Raw genomic sequence first — 16,529 nt, forward strand, 5'->3', positions numbered from 1 at the left:
ACCGTTTAAAAATGATTAACTGAATGGTGAGTGGATGAGCAAGGTTTTCTCTTTAAGAATTCGAGTTTCATTTGGCTTATAGGCTATATTAGAAAGTCAACGATATTGGCGAGGAGTAATGATAGTCTTTTCTCAAAAGAAGTGTAAGAGACAGATCAACTCGACATCTTCATTATACAAAGTGTTTAAGAATAACCATCTAATATTGAACAACATGTATATATAAGTTGATTGAATAGTTAGATATTATTTAATTGTGAAATTATTATTTTGCAAGATCACTAGCGCTAGGGGATTTTAATATTTGTTTAGAAGGGGGAAAAGCATGCTTAAAGACGAAACAGAATTATCAGAAACAAAAACATCACACACGAAAAAATTCAAACTCTCGATGCCTCATAGTTACGTCATTATGGGGGTTATTCTTATCATTGTTTCCTTATTAACATACATCATACCAGCCGGTGAATTTAAGAGAGTGGATGATCCAATCACCCAAAAACAAGTTGTGGTACCAGGCTCTTACCAACATGTTGAGCAATCACCAGTCGGTATTTTCGATATCACGACAAGTATGTATGAAGGGATGATACGCGGGTCTGAGATTATTTTTTATGTTTTTTTCTCCTATGGTTTTATTTTTATGCTTACGAAAACAGGAGCTTTCAATAGTGGAGTTGGGGCACTTGTTCGAAAGACGAAGGGAAAAGAAATTTTAATCATTCCTGTATTTATGATTATGTTTGGGCTCATGGGAGCTACTTTTGGCATGTACGAAGAAAGCTATGGATATATTCCTCTAATGATGGGAATTATGATAGCACTTGGATATGATGCAATCGTTGGTCTAGCAGTTGTCTACATAGGAGTAGCTACAGGTTTCGCTGCAGCATTGACTAATCCATTTACTATCGGAATTGCCCAGAGCATTGCTGATGTTCCAATGTTCTCAGGTATTGGTTACCGTGCTGTTATTTTTGTATGCTTTATGGCATTATCCATTTCTTATGTTGTGCGTTATGCTAGGAAAGTAAAAGCCCATCCAGAAAAGAGTGTCGTGAAAGATGTGAATTTTTCTTTTCTTTCAGATGCAAGTTCTAACGATCTTGTAAACTTAAAGTTTACAAACCGGCACAAAATCAGTTTAATTTTGTTCGCGCTTACAATTTTTACACTTGTCTTTGGAACGGCGAAGTATCAATGGTATCTAAAGGAACTAGCGGGTGTATTGATCATTGCGATGATTATTATTGGGCTTGTAAATAAGTTGAATTTCAGTCAGATATCAGAGGTTTTTATTGAAGCTTGTAGAAATGCAACCTTTGGTGTATTGATTATTGGTATGGCTAACGCTGTTTTAGTCGTGCTGGAAAAAGGCCACATTATTGATTCAATTGTTCATTATACAGCATCCACAATAGACGGAGTATCCCCTCACGTTGCAGGCTCAGCTATGTTGGTTCTGCAAACGATCTTGAATTTCTTCTTGTATTCAGCAAGCGCTCAAGCAGTTACATCTATGCCAATTATGGTCCCGTTAGCTGATGTACTTGAATTAAATAGGCAGATTGCAGTTTTAGCTTTTCAACTGGGGGACGGATTTGCCAACATGATATGGCCTAACTCTGTTGCCGTTATATGTGGGATTGCTTGTATTCCTATGGATCGTTGGTATAAATTCTTATGGCCGCTTTTCTTGATGATATTTGCCTTAGAAGTCGTATTCGTGATCATTGCCGTATTTATTAACTATGGGCCATAATTTTTTAAATATATAAGAAAAAGGATGGGTATGATGCATAACAACTTGGAAGATTTAACGAAACATCCTGTGTTTCATTACTTTGTGGAAATATCTAATATCCCACGTGGTTCAGGAAATGAAAAAGAAATTAGCGACTATTTAGTTCGCTTTGCTCATGAACGTAATCTTGAAGTAATTCAAGATCAAGCATTAAATGTAATTATAAAAAAAGCAGCTACCTCCGGATATGAAAACGTGCCAACTGTTATTATTCAGGGACATATGGATATGGTTTGTGAAAAGAATAAAGGCAATGCTCATGATTTTGAGAAAGATCCCCTACAGTTAAGAATTATAGGAGATATGTTATACGCTACGGACACAACATTAGGAGCAGATAACGGTGTGGCTGTTGCCTATGCCTTGGCTCTATTAGATTCTCAAGATATTCCACATCCTTCACTGGAAGTACTTATCACCACGGAAGAGGAAACAACTATGCGGGGAGCTCATGAAATTAACCCTGTCCATATAGATGGTAAAATACTTGTAAATATTGATTCAGAAGAAGATAGGAAGCTGTTAGTAAGCAGCGCCGGTGGCGTCATTGTTACTCAAACTCTGCCAATTAGTTGGGAGCAAGCGCCAAAACAGGTAGTGACATGCTGTATAAGCATTAGTGGACTGTATGGGGGGCATTCTGGAATCGACATTGATAAAGGAAGAGGCAATGCCAATAAACTGTTGGGAAGAGTTTTATATGACTTATCAAGTGAATTACCTTACTCTATACAAAAAATTAGTGGTGGGTTAAAAGTAAATGCCATCCCCCGTGAAGCAGAGGCGATTATTCAGCTCCCTTCAAATGCTATTAAGAAGTTAACAGAAAAAATTAAAAATTGGAATAGCATTCTTAAACATGAATTTCGGGTGTCTGATTCAAATGTGTGTATTGAAATTGAACAGATAGATACTACTTCTGCAAAAGTTTTTTCAAAAGCCACCATGGATAAAGCAATTGCTGCCCTAATGGTCATTCCAAATGGCGTTCAAAGCATGAGTAGGGCACTAGAGGGGTTAGTGGAGAGTTCAACGAATTTAGGGGTTGTTACCACATCTGCTACAGAGATAAAATTTGAAAGTGAATCAAGAAGCTCGATTAAAAGCCTGAAGTATGCGATGGTTCATCAAGCACGAATAATAGCAGAAATACTTGGAGGCGAATTATCTACTGATTCAGATTATCCAGAGTGGCCTTATCGTCCTGAATCGCCGATTAGAAAATTATTTGAAGAAGCCTATAAAGAAAAGTATGGTACGGATATTGAAATCATTACAGTACACGCTGGAATTGAATGTGGTATTCTTTTAGAAAAAATTCCAGACTTAGACGCCATTTCGATTGGTCCTGACATGTACTGTGTCCATACTCCAAATGAGCATCTAAGCATCTCTTCTACAACAGAGAACTGGGAGTACTTTCTGTACGTTTTGAAAAAAACAAAAAACTTCAATTGGCAACGAGAACGAGTAAATGTTATTTCATGATAGAATAAAAAACTGTAGATCCACTCTACTTTACAGAGTGGATCTGCAGTTTTTTATTGAAAATGAACAGCATATAGGAATAATATTAATTGGAATCTCTGTTTTAACGAAATAAAGTATGTAAACAAAAGATTATCTCGTTTATAATGACAAATATTAAATAAGGTATATACAAAATGCACAGATATAGACATTTATTTATATACAAAATGTTCATATAAAAAGACTGAATAATCAAATAATATACAATTACAACCGTGTCTAATTAAAGAGGGGGGAAGATGAGGTCCTAAAAAGTTAAAATGTCTATTAGTAATATGGTCAATTCTATATGTTCTTGAATAAACGAAAAGTGTTCAAGAAAATTTGATGTGCTGGATAAAGAAAGAGAGAGCGCAATTTTGCCTCTTTCATAGTAGTATAAGGGAGCGTGATGCGCTAGTCTATTTTACTATTATGGTCATAAGAAAAATTAATTCTCGTACTTTTGAAAACGCTTACTAAAAGATGGGTTTTGTACACTTCATCTATGTAATTGTTTTCCATTTCATGAAAATCGCCATTCAAAATTGATCTACACCTTCATCACAGATCTGCCTATCCACCAAGCGCGTTTTACCATTTACTTCAGCAAGAAATATAACCCATAGCGCACGCATTACTTGTATATTTCTGCTTATCAAACTATCCATTTCTGTTGTTAAAAGTTCAATGCTATTAACCGATACAACGTTGTACGTTTTAAGAAAAAATACTAACAAAAAATCAAGAAAGGGTGGCATGCATGGAAACCTTTAAATTCGAAAGCACCGAAAATGATTTTAAGAATAATCAAGGCTATGGGAGAAAGAAATTATTTGATTTTGAGAACCTTCATCCTTATGTAATAATTTTAAGTATTGTCTTTATCATCTATCTGCTTTGCCTCGTGCTTCCCTCTGGAACGTTTGATAGAGTAAAAAATGAAAATGGGGACATGGTCGTTGTAGATGATAGTTATCATACCGTTGAAAAGGATGTACCTTCTATTTTTGATTTGTTCTTGAATTTTCAAATGGGATTTGTTGAGACAGCATCTATTACCTTCTTTATCATGTTCGCGTATGCTTTTGTACATATGCTAACTGTGAATGGAACCATGGGTGCAATATTAGGCAACATCGCAGCCAAATTAGGACACAAGACTTATTTATTTGTTCCAGTTTCAATGATCGTTTTTGGACTTCTAGGTGCCACAGCAGGGCTTTACGAAGAGGTATATGGGTTAATACCTGTCTTCATTGGCGCAGCCATTGCACTAGGATATGATGCGGTAGTAGGCGGTGCTATCGTTTTCGTGGGCGTTGCTACAGGATTTGCGGCAGCACTTACTAATCCTTTTACTATAGGAATTGCCCAGGGACTTGCTAATGTGCCCTTATACTCGGGGATGCTATTTAGAATTATTGTATTTGTAGTATTTGAAATAGTAGTAATATGGTATGTTACTCATTATGCAAGAAAGGTTAAAAAGGATCCTACAAAATCTGTGTTATACGGATCAAGGTTAGTAACTCCTAATCATATAGAATTAAAAGAACAGCCATTGTTGCTCAAGCATAAATTAAGCTTACTCAGCTTACTGTTTACATTTGGAATGATCGTATACTCTACTTTGAAATTAGGGTGGTATATTGATGAGCTGGCCGCTTTATTTTTACTAATGTTTATTATCGTAGGGTTTTTCAGTAAATACTCTCTTGGTAAAATTATGGATATATTTATTGACTCAGCTAAGGAAATACTATTTGGAATAATGACCATAGGCTTTATACAAGGTGCCATCATTACAATGGAAGATTCGACAGTGTTGGATACTGTAATTCATTATCTGTCTTCTTTTCTGGGAGAATCAAATAGTTACGTCACTTCATTGGGCATGCTTTTTGCTCAAAATGTCATCAACCTATTTATAACTGGAGGACCTGCTTTGGCAATGGCAACCATGCCTATCATGGCGCCCCTAGCAGACCTTGCAGGATTAGACAGACAAATAGCAATAGTTGCCTATCAATTTGGAGATGGATTTTCCAATATGTTTTGGCCAACAGGTGTGGCAGTAGAATGCGCCATAATGGGCATCTCAATGATTAGATGGTATAAATTTATGTTGCCGCTTTTTGGGATAATGGTCATTTTACAAATTCTATTCATGATAATAGCCACCGCAATGTTTTAGTTTTTATCACAGAGGAGGAGTTCAAAAGTGAACCTAAAGGAATTAAAAAGCGCTGTATCAGCCATTGAATCTCAATATAGAACAGAGTTCCAAGAGATAAGTGATTTTATATTTAATCATCCGGAACTAGGGGGCGAAGAGCATATTTCTTCAAGATATTTAGCAGAGGTTCTGGCGGGTCATGGATTTAAAGTGAGTTTTCCATACGAAGATCTAGAAACAGCCTTTATAGCCGAATATGGCGATGAAAACGGGTCCTCTATCGCATTTTTAGCAGAGTACGATGCCTTACCTGGCTACAATACACCAAGTGGCAAAGGCCATGCTTGTGGGCACAATTGGATTGCAGCTACTATGTGTGGTTGCGCAATAGTGTTATCGAAAATAAAACATAATTTTAAAGGTAAAATATTTTTGATAGGAACTCCAGCGGAAGAAACATTCGGGGCCAAAGTGAACATGGAAAAGAAAGGAGCTTTTGATAATATAGACGTTATTTTTCAAGCTCATCTAGAAAACGAAACTATTATAGATTCTGCAGCGCTTGCCATGAGTGAGATTCAATTTGAATTTACAGGCAAGGCCGCCCATGCAGCATCGTATCCTGAGGAGGGAATAAACGCGCTTGATGCAGTGCAACTAACATTTATGGGGATAAATTCTCTAAGACAACACGTAAAGCCCGATGTTAGAATGCATGGAATCATTACAGAAGGTGGAGTCGCTACCAATATTATACCTGATAGAGGTGTATGTCAGATAACTGTGCGATCTAAGGACAGAGATTACTTGAAATATGTGGAATCTAGAGTAATAGATTGTGCAAGGGGGGCCGCTTTAATAACAGGGGCAAAGTTAGAGTATAAGTACCTAGGAAATACTTTTGATGATTTAATAAATATTCCACTATTAATGGATATGATGAAAAATAATCTAAGGGAAGTAGGAATTAATAAGTTTTTGTCTAAGGAGGAAGCTCAACCTCCGGGATCTACAGACTTAGGGAATGTAAGTTATAACTGCCCAACTCTGTATGTAGAAGTCGATCTAGAAGCGGACAAACCTTTTAAAGTACATGAAGAAGAAGCTTTGAGATATGTAAACTCTGAGTATGCATACAAAAAAATGACTCAGGTTATTAACGCGATGGCCTTCACTGCATTAGAGCTCTATACAGATCCTGTCAAAATAGAACTTGTTAAACGAGAACATAAAGAGATAATTTCAAACAAAGGATAATGTATGCAGGTACAAAAATTCAGTAAATTAAGGATAGTAAAAGATATTTCAAGAGAATCAAGCTTGAGAGCACTAGTGATTTATTAGTTTTCAAGAAGGAAAGTCAGCAATGTTATGGTTAAGAGGTATTTAATAATTCAATTTGTTAAATTATACATTAAAAAGCGAAATAAATAGAGGAGAGCCAAACTGCTATAAGCATGTCTAGTAGGACATCTTTGTGAATTTTAGTGAAACCAACGTGCAAACAATCATCCTAGCTTTTCAAAGGAATAATATAAAAGAGGGTTCGAAATGACTAATCTAAAACCAAAATACTTAGCAGGCAGTGATGAACAGCGTGCATTTGATCTTATTAGAAGAAATCCAAAAGTATTCCTCGGCTTTAGCGATATCACCTCACTTCATATAGCGATTAATAAGTTTACAGGCCTTACCACATTTGATGGCCCTGGTGTAATAAGACTTAACCGGGACGACTTATCTGACTACACGAAAAAAAGCATTCACTTGTACAGAACCCGTTGGAGAAATAGAACTGGCGGATGAAAGGAGATGGATTCAACCACTGTTTCCCGGAGAAGCTCGCGGAGAAATAGTTAGTGGAAATCTTACTTTGATTTGTGCCTCTTTAGGTACTTCATATGAAATAGAGACAAAGGGAAAAATTTTATTAATTGAGGAGTGGAATATAGAGCCATGGGAAATAGACCACTTAATTAATCACTTGTACAATGCTGGGAAACTTCAAGAAACAAGGGGAATTGTATTTGGAGAGTGTGTAAACTGTCTTCCGGATAGCAAGACTGGTTTCGAAAATTCGTTAACTTTAACAGACATATTAGAACACTTTATGAATCTTGTAAAAGTGCCTGCTATATATGGTTTGCCTCTAGGGCATACTAGAGATATGGCTACCATCCCACTAGGCTGCCAAGTTTATTTAAATGAAACAACAGGTGAATTATTTATCGAAGAATCTGGAACAATTGGATAATCTATTTAAAAACTAAGATAGAACCACTTTATTGAACACTCTTTTTCTATTGGGAAACGTAGTCACTAAACAATTTAAGCTACTAGTCTACTCGGTCGGTAAAGTGCTCTATCCGATTATACAATATCATTATGTGATCTGTTATACTTTGATACAATTCTTTAAAAATAGAAAAATAAAAAGATGCCCTCTATGCTTTTAAAAAAATTTGATTGCTAGTAAACAGAAGTAAATATATTTCATGATAAAATAAAAAGAAGCAAGCAATACATATAGCTTGTTTCTTTTTTCATTTACATAAATAATTTATTGCCATTTGCATTGAAGGAGGATTTCTTTTGTATAAAAATATAGAGGAGCTAACACAATATAGTGTGTTCTATTATTTCTTAGAAGTCTCGAATATTCCAAGGTGTTCAGGGAAAGAACAAAAAATTAGCAATTATTTGGTTGATTTTGCCCGAAATCATGGTTTGGAAGTCATCCAAGATCAAGCCATGAATGTAATTATTAAAAAACCAGCAACATTTGGATATGAATACGCACCCACCGTTATCATTCATGGAAACATGGATATGGTCTGCGAAAAAAACCGGAAGACTATCCATGATTTTGAAAAAGACCCTCTTACATTACGTATAGAAGGGGATATGCTGTATGCCACCGATACAACATTGGGTGCAGATAGTGGGGTGGCTCTTGCTTATGCTCTTGCGCTGCTGGCTTCCGAGCGGATTCCCCATCCAAATCTTGAAGTGATGATAACCACGGAAGAAAAAACTACAATGAATGGGGCAAGACAAATAGATCCCACTCTTTTAAATGGGAGTGTACTCATTAGTATTGATGCAGAGGAGGAAGGGAAATTCCTTGTGAGCAGTGCTGGAGGTGTAATTGGACAATATAAAATACCGATTCTTTTTGAAAAGCCAAAGAAGGAGATGGCAGCTTTCCAGATAGGTATTGGAGGTCTGAAAGGGGGGCATTCTGGTGTATGCATTGATAAAGGCAGAGGAAACGCTAATAAATTATTAGGACGAGTTTTGCGGGATTTTTCTGCTCAGTTTGACTATTATATAGAAGAAATAAGCGGCGGTACAAAAGTGAACGCTATTCCAAGGGAGGCAGAAGCTACTATACTGGTGGATACTAGAAGTTTTGAGGAACTTGAAAGTAACATTCGGAAGTGGAATGAACTTCTTCAAATAGAATTAAAAAGTTCTGATCCAGGCGTCTATGTTACATGTCAGCGTGTGGAGCAAAAATTCACTAAGATGTTTTCCAAGGAAACCACAGAAAAAGTAATTGCAGCTTTAACATTAATGCCAAATAATGTCCAAAGTCTGTCCATGGACTTCCCAGGACTCGTAGAAAGTTCAAGCAGTTTGGGGGTCATCATAACTACTAATAAGACAATCATATTTGAGAGCGAAATCAGAAGTTCCGTCTACAGCTTACAAGTGGAGATTGTCAATCAAATGAGGATGCTGGCGAACGTGTTAAACTGTGAGGTTGCATTTCACTCAGAATATCCTGCTTGGTCGTACAGTCCTTCTTCTCAAATTAGGCACCTTTGCGAAAAGGTATATAAGGAAAAATATAATAAAGTTGCTGAGGTTATTTCCACTCATGCCGGTATTGAGTGTGGAATATTAGTGAAAAAAATGGATGTAGATGCCATTTGTATTGGCCCCGACATCCATAATATTCATACGCCGAGTGAACATATTAGTATTTCATCCACCTTAAGAACATGGGAGTACCTTCTCTCTATTCTAAAAGAAATGAATACGATGTAAATCATAAGCTCTTAACGCAATTTCAATACAGATTCTGTGATCTGGGTTCATAAAGTCGCCTAGTAATTCTTTCAGTTTTTCAATTCGGTAATTGACAGTTTGTCGGTGGATATATAGCTGCTTGGCTGTATCTTGTTTTGAGCCATTATTATTTAAATAGGTTCTAAGAGTTTTTAGTAATTCAGCGCCATACTGCTGGTCATGTTGTAGTACTTTTCCTAAGTAATCTTGAATCAAAGAATGAATTGTTTGATTATCTTTCATATTTAGCAAAACACGGAACACGCCAATATTCTCATAAAATGGATTAGTAGCAGGTTCTGTAATTTGGGCTACTTCAATGACTTGTTTTGCTTCTTGGAATGCTTCATACCCATGAGTAAGCATGTGCTTTGGTTTGCTCATGCCAATTAGAAACCTTCCATCTTTTAATAAGGTAGAAAGTGAATCTCTTATCTGATTAACAGTTGTTTTTATTCGCTCTTGTATAGGTAAGAGATTCTTATGTTCAGCTTGAGCTTGATAGATAAGAAAGTATAAACGATTTCCCATGGTCAGTATGATGGGATGAAGGAAATTTCGGCTAATAACTGTCCGTGTTACAATGGAGAGACCCTGTAGTAAAGAATCCCGCTCTTCATAATGAAGATTAGACTTAGGTATCCCCCATTGGATAACTCCGCAATAATAGGAAAAATTGTGTGTATCGTTAGAAAAGATTCCTAGTTTTGTACGCATTAACTCTTCGCTTTGAATTCTATTATTTAATAGGTCATCCAATAAAAGAGCCTGATTTTCTAAATTTCTTTCTTCTAAGAATAGCTGGCGTAATAAACTATGAGCAATTGCTGTGGCAGTATAATCTAATGATCGGATTAGAAAATCATCGGTATCTCTCTTATCCAAGACAACGCCTACATAAGCAAGAACTTGTCCCATGGTTACAATGGGCTGATAAAATATGTTTCTTTTAGTTCCCAAACTAATTTGGAGACCGTATGTTGCAGTAATAGAATTATTATTGAAATGGTCGCTTAGCTGTTTTAAGTACTGTTGATGCTCTGGCTGTTTTATTTGTGGAAAACATATTGGACTGCCTGTCACCGGATAGTAAATAATTTGTGCAGAAAGCAGCCGATGGAATGCCTGTAGAATATGATTGATACTTTTTGATTGAAGACTTAAATTAGACAGTTCTTTAGAAAATGACTCAAGCTCAAGCAAAGCCTTTGCCTGGCGATTAACAATTAAGGTATGCAGATCCATTGTGATGTCTACAAACTTTACTGTTTTCTCTACTACAATCAAGGGAAACGAATTTTTCTCTGCAAATTCAAGCACATCGTCAGGAATAGTATCTTGCCCTGCTGCAATGCACAAAGCAGTGGCTTTTTGCTCTATAAGCTCTTCTAAATAAGTCAAGTACGGATTTCTATTGTTATTAAAAAAAATATTAGGTGTAAGGATTAATTCGTTTCCATTTATAAAAAGGCTGTCATGGTCCAATTCAAGAATATGAACCCACTCCACAAAGCGGTCTAAACCTTTAGAACCGGCGATAACTTTAGCTTCGCAAAAATGTGGACGTTCTAGTATCTCTCTTACAGTAAGCTTTTGTTCACCAGACATATTATTAACCCCCATAGTTAAAACTGATGAGAATAGTTATCTCATAAAAATGTTGCAAATAAATGTTAATTAAATCTAGCTATACTGCTCCCTTTAGCGCTGAATTATATGACTATTAGCAATAATAGCGCATTTCTCTATATCTAATCCTATCATAAAGAAGGATGGAATGAAAAACAGTTCAATAGCTCAGTATGCTAGGCGGAAATTCTACTAAAAAGGGGAAGTTCAGCATTGCTTGATTTACAGTCAAAAGATGTTGTATGAGAACTATTTAATTCTTAAAAATGTAAAAGCGCTCAATTAAGAGCGCTTCAGACTGTAGCCAAACTCAATAAAAATTGAAGTTTGTCCACAGTCTTTTTATTTTTCTTGTGGATGGGGGCTGTTGGTTTCCATTCTAGGCTGCTTCGCTTTCCGCAGGGCGAGCGCTGAGTTTCCTCCCCACAAAAGTGTCTGTGAAGGCTGATCCATCCACAGAGTTTACAAAGTTAGGGTAATCGTATAATGATTACCTGTTTTAAAATAAATAGATAAAATGCTTGAGGTCATGAAGGTGCTTTTGAAACACAATCCTATCCAACGGGACCAAATAGAAATGATTGCTCTGGATCAGCTTGTAGCTGAGAATCATCTGGTTCGTAAAATGGAGGCAACGATTGATTTTTCTTTTATTTTATTTAGGACTGGATGGAAGAGTTGTACTAGAAAGTAGATCGCCCAGGCATCGATCTCGTTCTTTAAATTAAACTGACATTTATTGAATATACATCTGGTATCCGCTCCATGCACAAGACGAGGGAAGAAGTAGAAACGAATATGGATTACAACTGGTTTCTTAGTTATGGTTTCCATGATAAAGTGCCGCATTTCTCCACCTGGAGCGTCTATACTTATCTGGACAGAAAATCAAGGTCGCGTACACTTGATCTAAAACAGATAAGGAGCTTCAAACATGATAAAGCGAGAACGCCGTACATTTACAGCCGAGTTCAAAAAGCAAATTGAAGAACTTTTATAGTGAAAATGAGGCAAGTTAATATATTTATAAAAAAGATATGTAGGTGTAAAACATATTTGACATGCTATATATCTTTTTTTATAATAAGAGTGTAAAAGATATTTTACACCTTATAGAATCTAAAGGTGGCTTGGTGAATGGAAAATAAAATTAAGGAATACAGGGAAAAAAGTGGTCTTTCACAAGGGAAATTAGCAGAAAAATGTAATGTGAGTAGGCAAACGATTAATGCTATTGAAAACAATAAATATGACCCAAGTTTACAATTAGCATTCGATATTGCGAGGACATTAAAGGTCACTATGGAGGAATTATTTATATCGGAGAAGGGAGGAAAATAGAATGAATAATACCAAAAAAATTATCGCATTTATAGTCTTCATTGTTTTCTTATCAATTTCAGGATTTTCCCTATATAAATGGATAAGATTTGAAACTATTGATGCTGCTTCTATATTCTTTAGTTTCCTTGCTTTAAGTTATTTCTTTAATTGGCTTAATTGGGGACAACATGAAGGTGGTGGTGAGAAGGATGAATTAGATAGACATATCGAAACTCAAAGTGCCAAGATAGGTTATTATGTACTAATGATTCTTTCTGGTTTAATTCTATTTATTTCTGAAGGGACTGGTAACTTTAATGAAATTGATAATTACCCCCTTGTTATTGTGGTAGGTCTTACATTTATTACAGTTCCGATTACTGAATTTGTTTATTCAAAAAAGTACAAATAATAATGTGTATTTTCATATATTAAACAAACGGTCAGAAAAAACATTTTTACTAAAGAAGAATTTAATAATAAATTTCGAAGTATCCTAGAGAATGAAAGCGAAGAAATTACAGGGGAAATCTTTAGTAAGAAGTAAACATTAAGAGAGTATCCTTCGGGGTGCTCTTTTTTATGTCCAATATACAAAGCAATGAGCGTAAGGGGTTGAGACGATATGAAGTTCTTCAACAGAGGAGAGAATAATCATAAATGATAGATTCGTCTGAAAATAGTGATAGTATAATGGAAGTTGTTACCACATTAAATCGTTAAAATACAAGCGGGAGGTCGAATGATTAATGAGTTTAAATACGTTGTTATTTGGAGTTGTAGCAGGGGTATTAACATTTTTAATTGAAGGTGAAACATCGCCATTACTAATAACAAATATTTTATTGGGATTCATAATCGGAAAATTAACTGATAAAAAAATAAACGGGATGAACTTAGTTATCCGATTATCGAGTAAACAACCGTGGTTTTTATAATCGGGGATGGCGGTGGATTTTAAATAAAGTCGCGATGTTTTACCCTTTGGATATGAGGTGTCCAAAAGGTGTTTTTTAGGAAAAAAAGTATCCTCGATCCAGCTATTTAATAGAGTAACAACATCAGTTTTAAAAAGGGATTAAAATGTTTTATATTGAATTATGTTTAAAGGGTTTTTTAGGTTTAGATGGAAGACCCAATAAGGGAGGAATTAATTTGGGCCAAGCAAAGCAAATGATGCATGAATGGTTACAACATCGGAATGTGTTGGAGGAGTTACTGGAATCCATCGACGACGAACATATTGATTTCAGACCGTGGGAAGGGGCAATTGCACTTGGTGAACTGGCGTTGCATGTTGCTGGGTGGAATGATGTGTTCGTTTCAATGGTCAAAACGGAAGAGTTTGCTTCACCAGACATTCCTGAATGTCAAACGATGGGAGACGTACGCAAAGTTGTGAAGGAATTCACGAAAAAAACAAAGGCTACATACGAATCATTGACTGATGCAGATTTGGAAGTCGAAAATAATTCATCGCACCCAAAACTTCAAGGATCGAAGAAAAGATATCTCACTGCAATGTATGATCACGAGATTCACCATAAGGGCCAACTTTTTGTTTACGCACGTTTAGTAGGTGTGAAAGAAGTTCCATTTTTCGCTAATACCTAGTCACCGTTCTTCAGTGAAGGGGCGCTTTAACTGAAAGAAATATTTTGAGAGCCTGTTTTGAACAAACTTTTTTCAAAAGCAGGCTCTTTGCTTTTCGCTATATCGAGTTTTAAATGATTATTTTGACCAAACTTTATTTTAAACTTACAGTGGCGAGATTACCAGGGATTGAAATGAATCCTAGTAAAACGATCTTTAGTTTGAATATAATGGATATGATGACAAGCCTATAGTCACATGTGATGGTAGGGTGAATGCAGCCGATTTGCCGTAACAGGGCGAACCCAAAATTATTTGCCGTTTTAGACCAGCCTTTCTGATATGAATATCGAATCATAAAAAAAACTCCCCTTCATTTATCACCGTCACATTGCACCTTAAAAAATCAAAAGTACGTAACGATTATCTATTATGAAAGGGGAATTTTAAACCGGAGAATTGTCCATTTTAAAGTCTGAGGTGACACCAATTTACTTTTCTAACCTAATATATTCTAATTTTTTCAGGAAAGTACAATTCAACTGCTAGTTTTCCGTCTTGATAATAAGCGTTTATGTGTCCCCCATACGTTCTGTTAGAGTTTTTGCGATAGATAAACCTAATCCGGTGGAGCTTCTTCCATCTTCAACGGTATAAAAGCGATCAAAAAGCCTTTCTACCATAACCAGTGATAAATCTTTGGCAGAATTGGTGAAAATGATTTTTCCATCCCCATGGAGACTTACCACCAAATCGCCATCACTGTATTTGATGACATTACTTAAGATATTTCCTAAAATACGGCTGAGGGCAGTGGAATCAAGTGCCCGATGAATCGGTGAATCTGGAATCTCGATTTCTGGCTTGATATGTCGCCCTTTAAATGCACCGTAGTAGGATATCAAACTCTCTTCCAGCACTTGATTCAGGGTCAAGTCTTCATAGTTTATTTCTAGCACAGTGTTGATGATTGAATAGTTGAAAAGTTCTTATGTCAATTGCTTCAAGACCTCAGCCCGATTCTGGATTTGACCAAGGTAAAGCTGGACGGATTCAGACTTATCTTCCCCTTCCAACAGATCAAGATAACCGTAAATAGCAGCCAACGGAGTGCGCAAATCATGGGAAATATTTGTGATTGCTTCCTTCAATTCAGTATCGCCTTGTTGATAACGGTGACGTTCTCGGCGTAGCGTACTAAGTTGGGTGTTTAGGCTATTTGCCAACTGTCGCATCTGTCTATCACGGCTAGAAATGCTAATTAAAATATTGGTATCCGATGTGATTATTTCGTCCAATGAGCCCTGTATTTCCTGTGCAGATTTCCGTATAAGGTACACCTTTCCCACAAGAAATATAACGATTAACACCAATACGCCACATAAGAGCCATGATCCAATTTCCCATTCGTTGCATTCGTACTAGACCAGCTACCAAGCTTTTTCTATTTTGCTGTTGCTTCAGCGGCCTGTAACTCTTCTAAATATTGAGTGTTTGGCGGATAGATCGCAACACGGGCTAGCCCTTTTTCTAATAATGTCTTATTAAACATTGTGTCATTTAAATAGATGTAAGCAAGAATACGACCATATTGGTCACGAGTCTGAACGCCAAGCTCAACCTTTACGTTTTTTCCTTGAAGGCTTTTTTTGTGAAATCAGAAGCTTCTTTATCAAATAACTGAACGCATTGTTTTGAATCTTTTGCTTCAAGTGTATCCACTAAAATCATACGGATAGTTTCTTTTTTTCCTTTATAAGTGACCTTAATGGTATCACCATCAACTACTTCAGTAACCTTTGAAGTAACAGCGGTTTTAGGTGCTGCTGCTTAAACATGGTTACTTTCTTGTATGGCAAATGGTGTGAATGAGCTGCCGAGTAATGATAAAGATAGGGCAGCAGCGGCGACAGATTTAAGTAATTTCGATTTCTTGTTTAACATAAGCGTTGCTCCTTTTGTAGGTAGTAGATTAGAATCGTGATAAAAGAACCGGTGATTAAGCAAAAATAAAGACACGCCACAGCGTGTATAAGTCGAAAACATTTTCCTGTATTATCCTACAAATCAACTTGAAATTGGATTTGAGTCAATAATTTGGACACAAAAAAGTTAAGTCTTAGGCTGTTCTTCTAATTTGATCCTCAATGGCTTGGGGTGCAAAGGGGTAACTTTGGAGAATATTGCTAGGATGATTTATGACGATCGACACAAAGAGATTTTATTTCATGAAGCATATCAGTGCATAAGTTTTTCATTAGATAACAGAGAAATTTATCCTCATCCAAAAGCCTATGAAAAATTCGAGGGAGTTTTAAAACATATTGAACGGTACTTTGACAGAGAATGGTTAAAAGAAAAAATTAATTTTGAAGAATATGACTTAGGTGACGACGAGGAAGAAAAATAGGGTATTCG

Annotated in this window: 16 protein-coding genes and 1 pseudogene; 13 read left to right on the forward strand and 4 right to left on the reverse strand. The window is 36.2% G+C overall.

The window, feature by feature from the left end; all coding sequences use genetic code 11:
* Positions 1 to 325 precede the first annotated feature (325 nt).
* The 7 genes from BBA02S_RS01170 to BBA02S_RS01205 all read left to right on the forward strand — a co-directional run bounded on the left by BBA02S_RS01170 (position 326) and on the right by BBA02S_RS01205 (position 9,545).
* Complete coding sequence (locus BBA02S_RS01170; protein ID WP_041113656.1) at positions 326 to 1,762, forward strand: YfcC family protein; 1,437 nt, start codon at positions 326 to 328, stop codon at positions 1,760 to 1,762.
* A 33-nt stretch (positions 1,763 to 1,795) separates the two neighbouring features.
* Complete coding sequence (locus BBA02S_RS01175) at positions 1,796 to 3,292, forward strand: aminoacyl-histidine dipeptidase (protein ID WP_052477294.1); 1,497 nt, start codon at positions 1,796 to 1,798, stop codon at positions 3,290 to 3,292.
* Positions 3,293 to 4,076: 784 nt separating this feature from the next.
* On the forward strand, positions 4,077 to 5,510 hold the full coding sequence (locus BBA02S_RS01185; protein ID WP_052477293.1) for a YfcC family protein: 1,434 nt from the start codon (positions 4,077 to 4,079) through the stop codon (positions 5,508 to 5,510).
* Between the two features lie 27 nt (positions 5,511 to 5,537).
* On the forward strand, positions 5,538 to 6,749 hold the full coding sequence (locus BBA02S_RS01190) for a M20 family metallopeptidase (protein WP_041096406.1): 1,212 nt from the start codon (positions 5,538 to 5,540) through the stop codon (positions 6,747 to 6,749).
* Positions 6,750 to 7,043: 294 nt separating this feature from the next.
* A complete protein-coding gene (locus BBA02S_RS01195) occupies positions 7,044 to 7,298 on the forward strand; it encodes an LD-carboxypeptidase (RefSeq protein ID WP_041096405.1) in 255 nt (84 codons plus the stop codon).
* Positions 7,299 to 7,344: 46 nt separating this feature from the next.
* Entirely contained in the window at positions 7,345 to 7,746 is a 402-nt protein-coding gene (locus BBA02S_RS01200; RefSeq protein WP_255211738.1) for a hypothetical protein, read from the forward strand.
* Positions 7,747 to 8,084: 338 nt separating this feature from the next.
* Positions 8,085 to 9,545, forward strand: coding sequence for an aminoacyl-histidine dipeptidase (locus tag BBA02S_RS01205; protein WP_041113655.1), 1,461 nt, complete (start codon positions 8,085 to 8,087; stop codon positions 9,543 to 9,545).
* Here the strand turns inward: BBA02S_RS01205 and BBA02S_RS01210 are convergent.
* Complete coding sequence (locus BBA02S_RS01210; protein ID WP_052475086.1) at positions 9,522 to 11,174, reverse strand: PucR family transcriptional regulator; 1,653 nt, start codon at positions 11,172 to 11,174, stop codon at positions 9,522 to 9,524. The two genes, BBA02S_RS01205 and BBA02S_RS01210, sit on opposite strands and share 24 nt — an antisense overlap.
* A 786-nt stretch (positions 11,175 to 11,960) precedes the next feature.
* Between BBA02S_RS01210 and BBA02S_RS20490 the strand changes: the two genes are divergently transcribed.
* The 5 genes from BBA02S_RS20490 to BBA02S_RS01235 all read left to right on the forward strand — a co-directional run bounded on the left by BBA02S_RS20490 (position 11,961) and on the right by BBA02S_RS01235 (position 14,132).
* Positions 11,961 to 12,182, forward strand: a complete 222-nt coding sequence (locus tag BBA02S_RS20490) for a hypothetical protein (RefSeq protein WP_082028099.1) — start codon at positions 11,961 to 11,963, stop codon at positions 12,180 to 12,182.
* 150 nt (positions 12,183 to 12,332) lie between these two features.
* Entirely contained in the window at positions 12,333 to 12,536 is a 204-nt protein-coding gene (locus BBA02S_RS01220; RefSeq protein ID WP_041096399.1) for a helix-turn-helix transcriptional regulator, read from the forward strand.
* 1 nt (position 12,537) lies between these two features.
* The gene (locus BBA02S_RS01225; RefSeq protein ID WP_041113654.1) at positions 12,538 to 12,930 is read left to right on the forward strand and encodes a DUF2178 domain-containing protein; all 393 of its coding nucleotides are present in this window, start codon (positions 12,538 to 12,540) and stop codon (positions 12,928 to 12,930) included.
* Between the two features lie 337 nt (positions 12,931 to 13,267).
* A complete protein-coding gene (locus BBA02S_RS01230) occupies positions 13,268 to 13,456 on the forward strand; it encodes a hypothetical protein (protein ID WP_041113653.1) in 189 nt (62 codons plus the stop codon).
* A 145-nt stretch (positions 13,457 to 13,601) separates the two neighbouring features.
* The gene (locus BBA02S_RS01235; protein WP_231557172.1) at positions 13,602 to 14,132 is read left to right on the forward strand and encodes a DinB family protein; all 531 of its coding nucleotides are present in this window, start codon (positions 13,602 to 13,604) and stop codon (positions 14,130 to 14,132) included.
* 551 nt (positions 14,133 to 14,683) lie between these two features.
* On the opposite strand, the gene BBA02S_RS20095 is transcribed toward BBA02S_RS01235, so the two are convergent.
* The 3 genes and pseudogenes from BBA02S_RS20095 to BBA02S_RS21490 all read right to left on the reverse strand — a co-directional run bounded on the left by BBA02S_RS20095 (position 14,684) and on the right by BBA02S_RS21490 (position 15,842).
* On the reverse strand, positions 14,684 to 15,046 hold the full coding sequence (locus tag BBA02S_RS20095; protein WP_169799346.1) for a sensor histidine kinase: 363 nt from the start codon (positions 15,044 to 15,046) through the stop codon (positions 14,684 to 14,686).
* 54 nt (positions 15,047 to 15,100) lie between these two features.
* Complete coding sequence (locus tag BBA02S_RS21155) at positions 15,101 to 15,262, reverse strand: histidine kinase dimerization/phospho-acceptor domain-containing protein (protein ID WP_197072548.1); 162 nt, start codon at positions 15,260 to 15,262, stop codon at positions 15,101 to 15,103.
* A 293-nt stretch (positions 15,263 to 15,555) separates the two neighbouring features.
* Positions 15,556 to 15,842, reverse strand: a pseudogene (locus tag BBA02S_RS21490) (thermonuclease family protein).
* Positions 15,843 to 16,284: 442 nt separating this feature from the next.
* Here BBA02S_RS21490 and BBA02S_RS01250 point away from each other — a divergent pair.
* Positions 16,285 to 16,521: a hypothetical protein gene (locus BBA02S_RS01250; RefSeq protein ID WP_156136583.1), complete on the forward strand. Its 237-nt coding sequence runs from the start codon at positions 16,285 to 16,287 to the stop codon at positions 16,519 to 16,521.
* The last annotated feature ends 8 nt before the right edge of the window (positions 16,522 to 16,529 follow it).

Source organism: Bacillus badius NBRC 15713 (genome assembly GCF_001591605.1).
Lineage (GTDB): Bacteria > Bacillota > Bacilli > Bacillales > Domibacillaceae > Pseudobacillus > Pseudobacillus badius.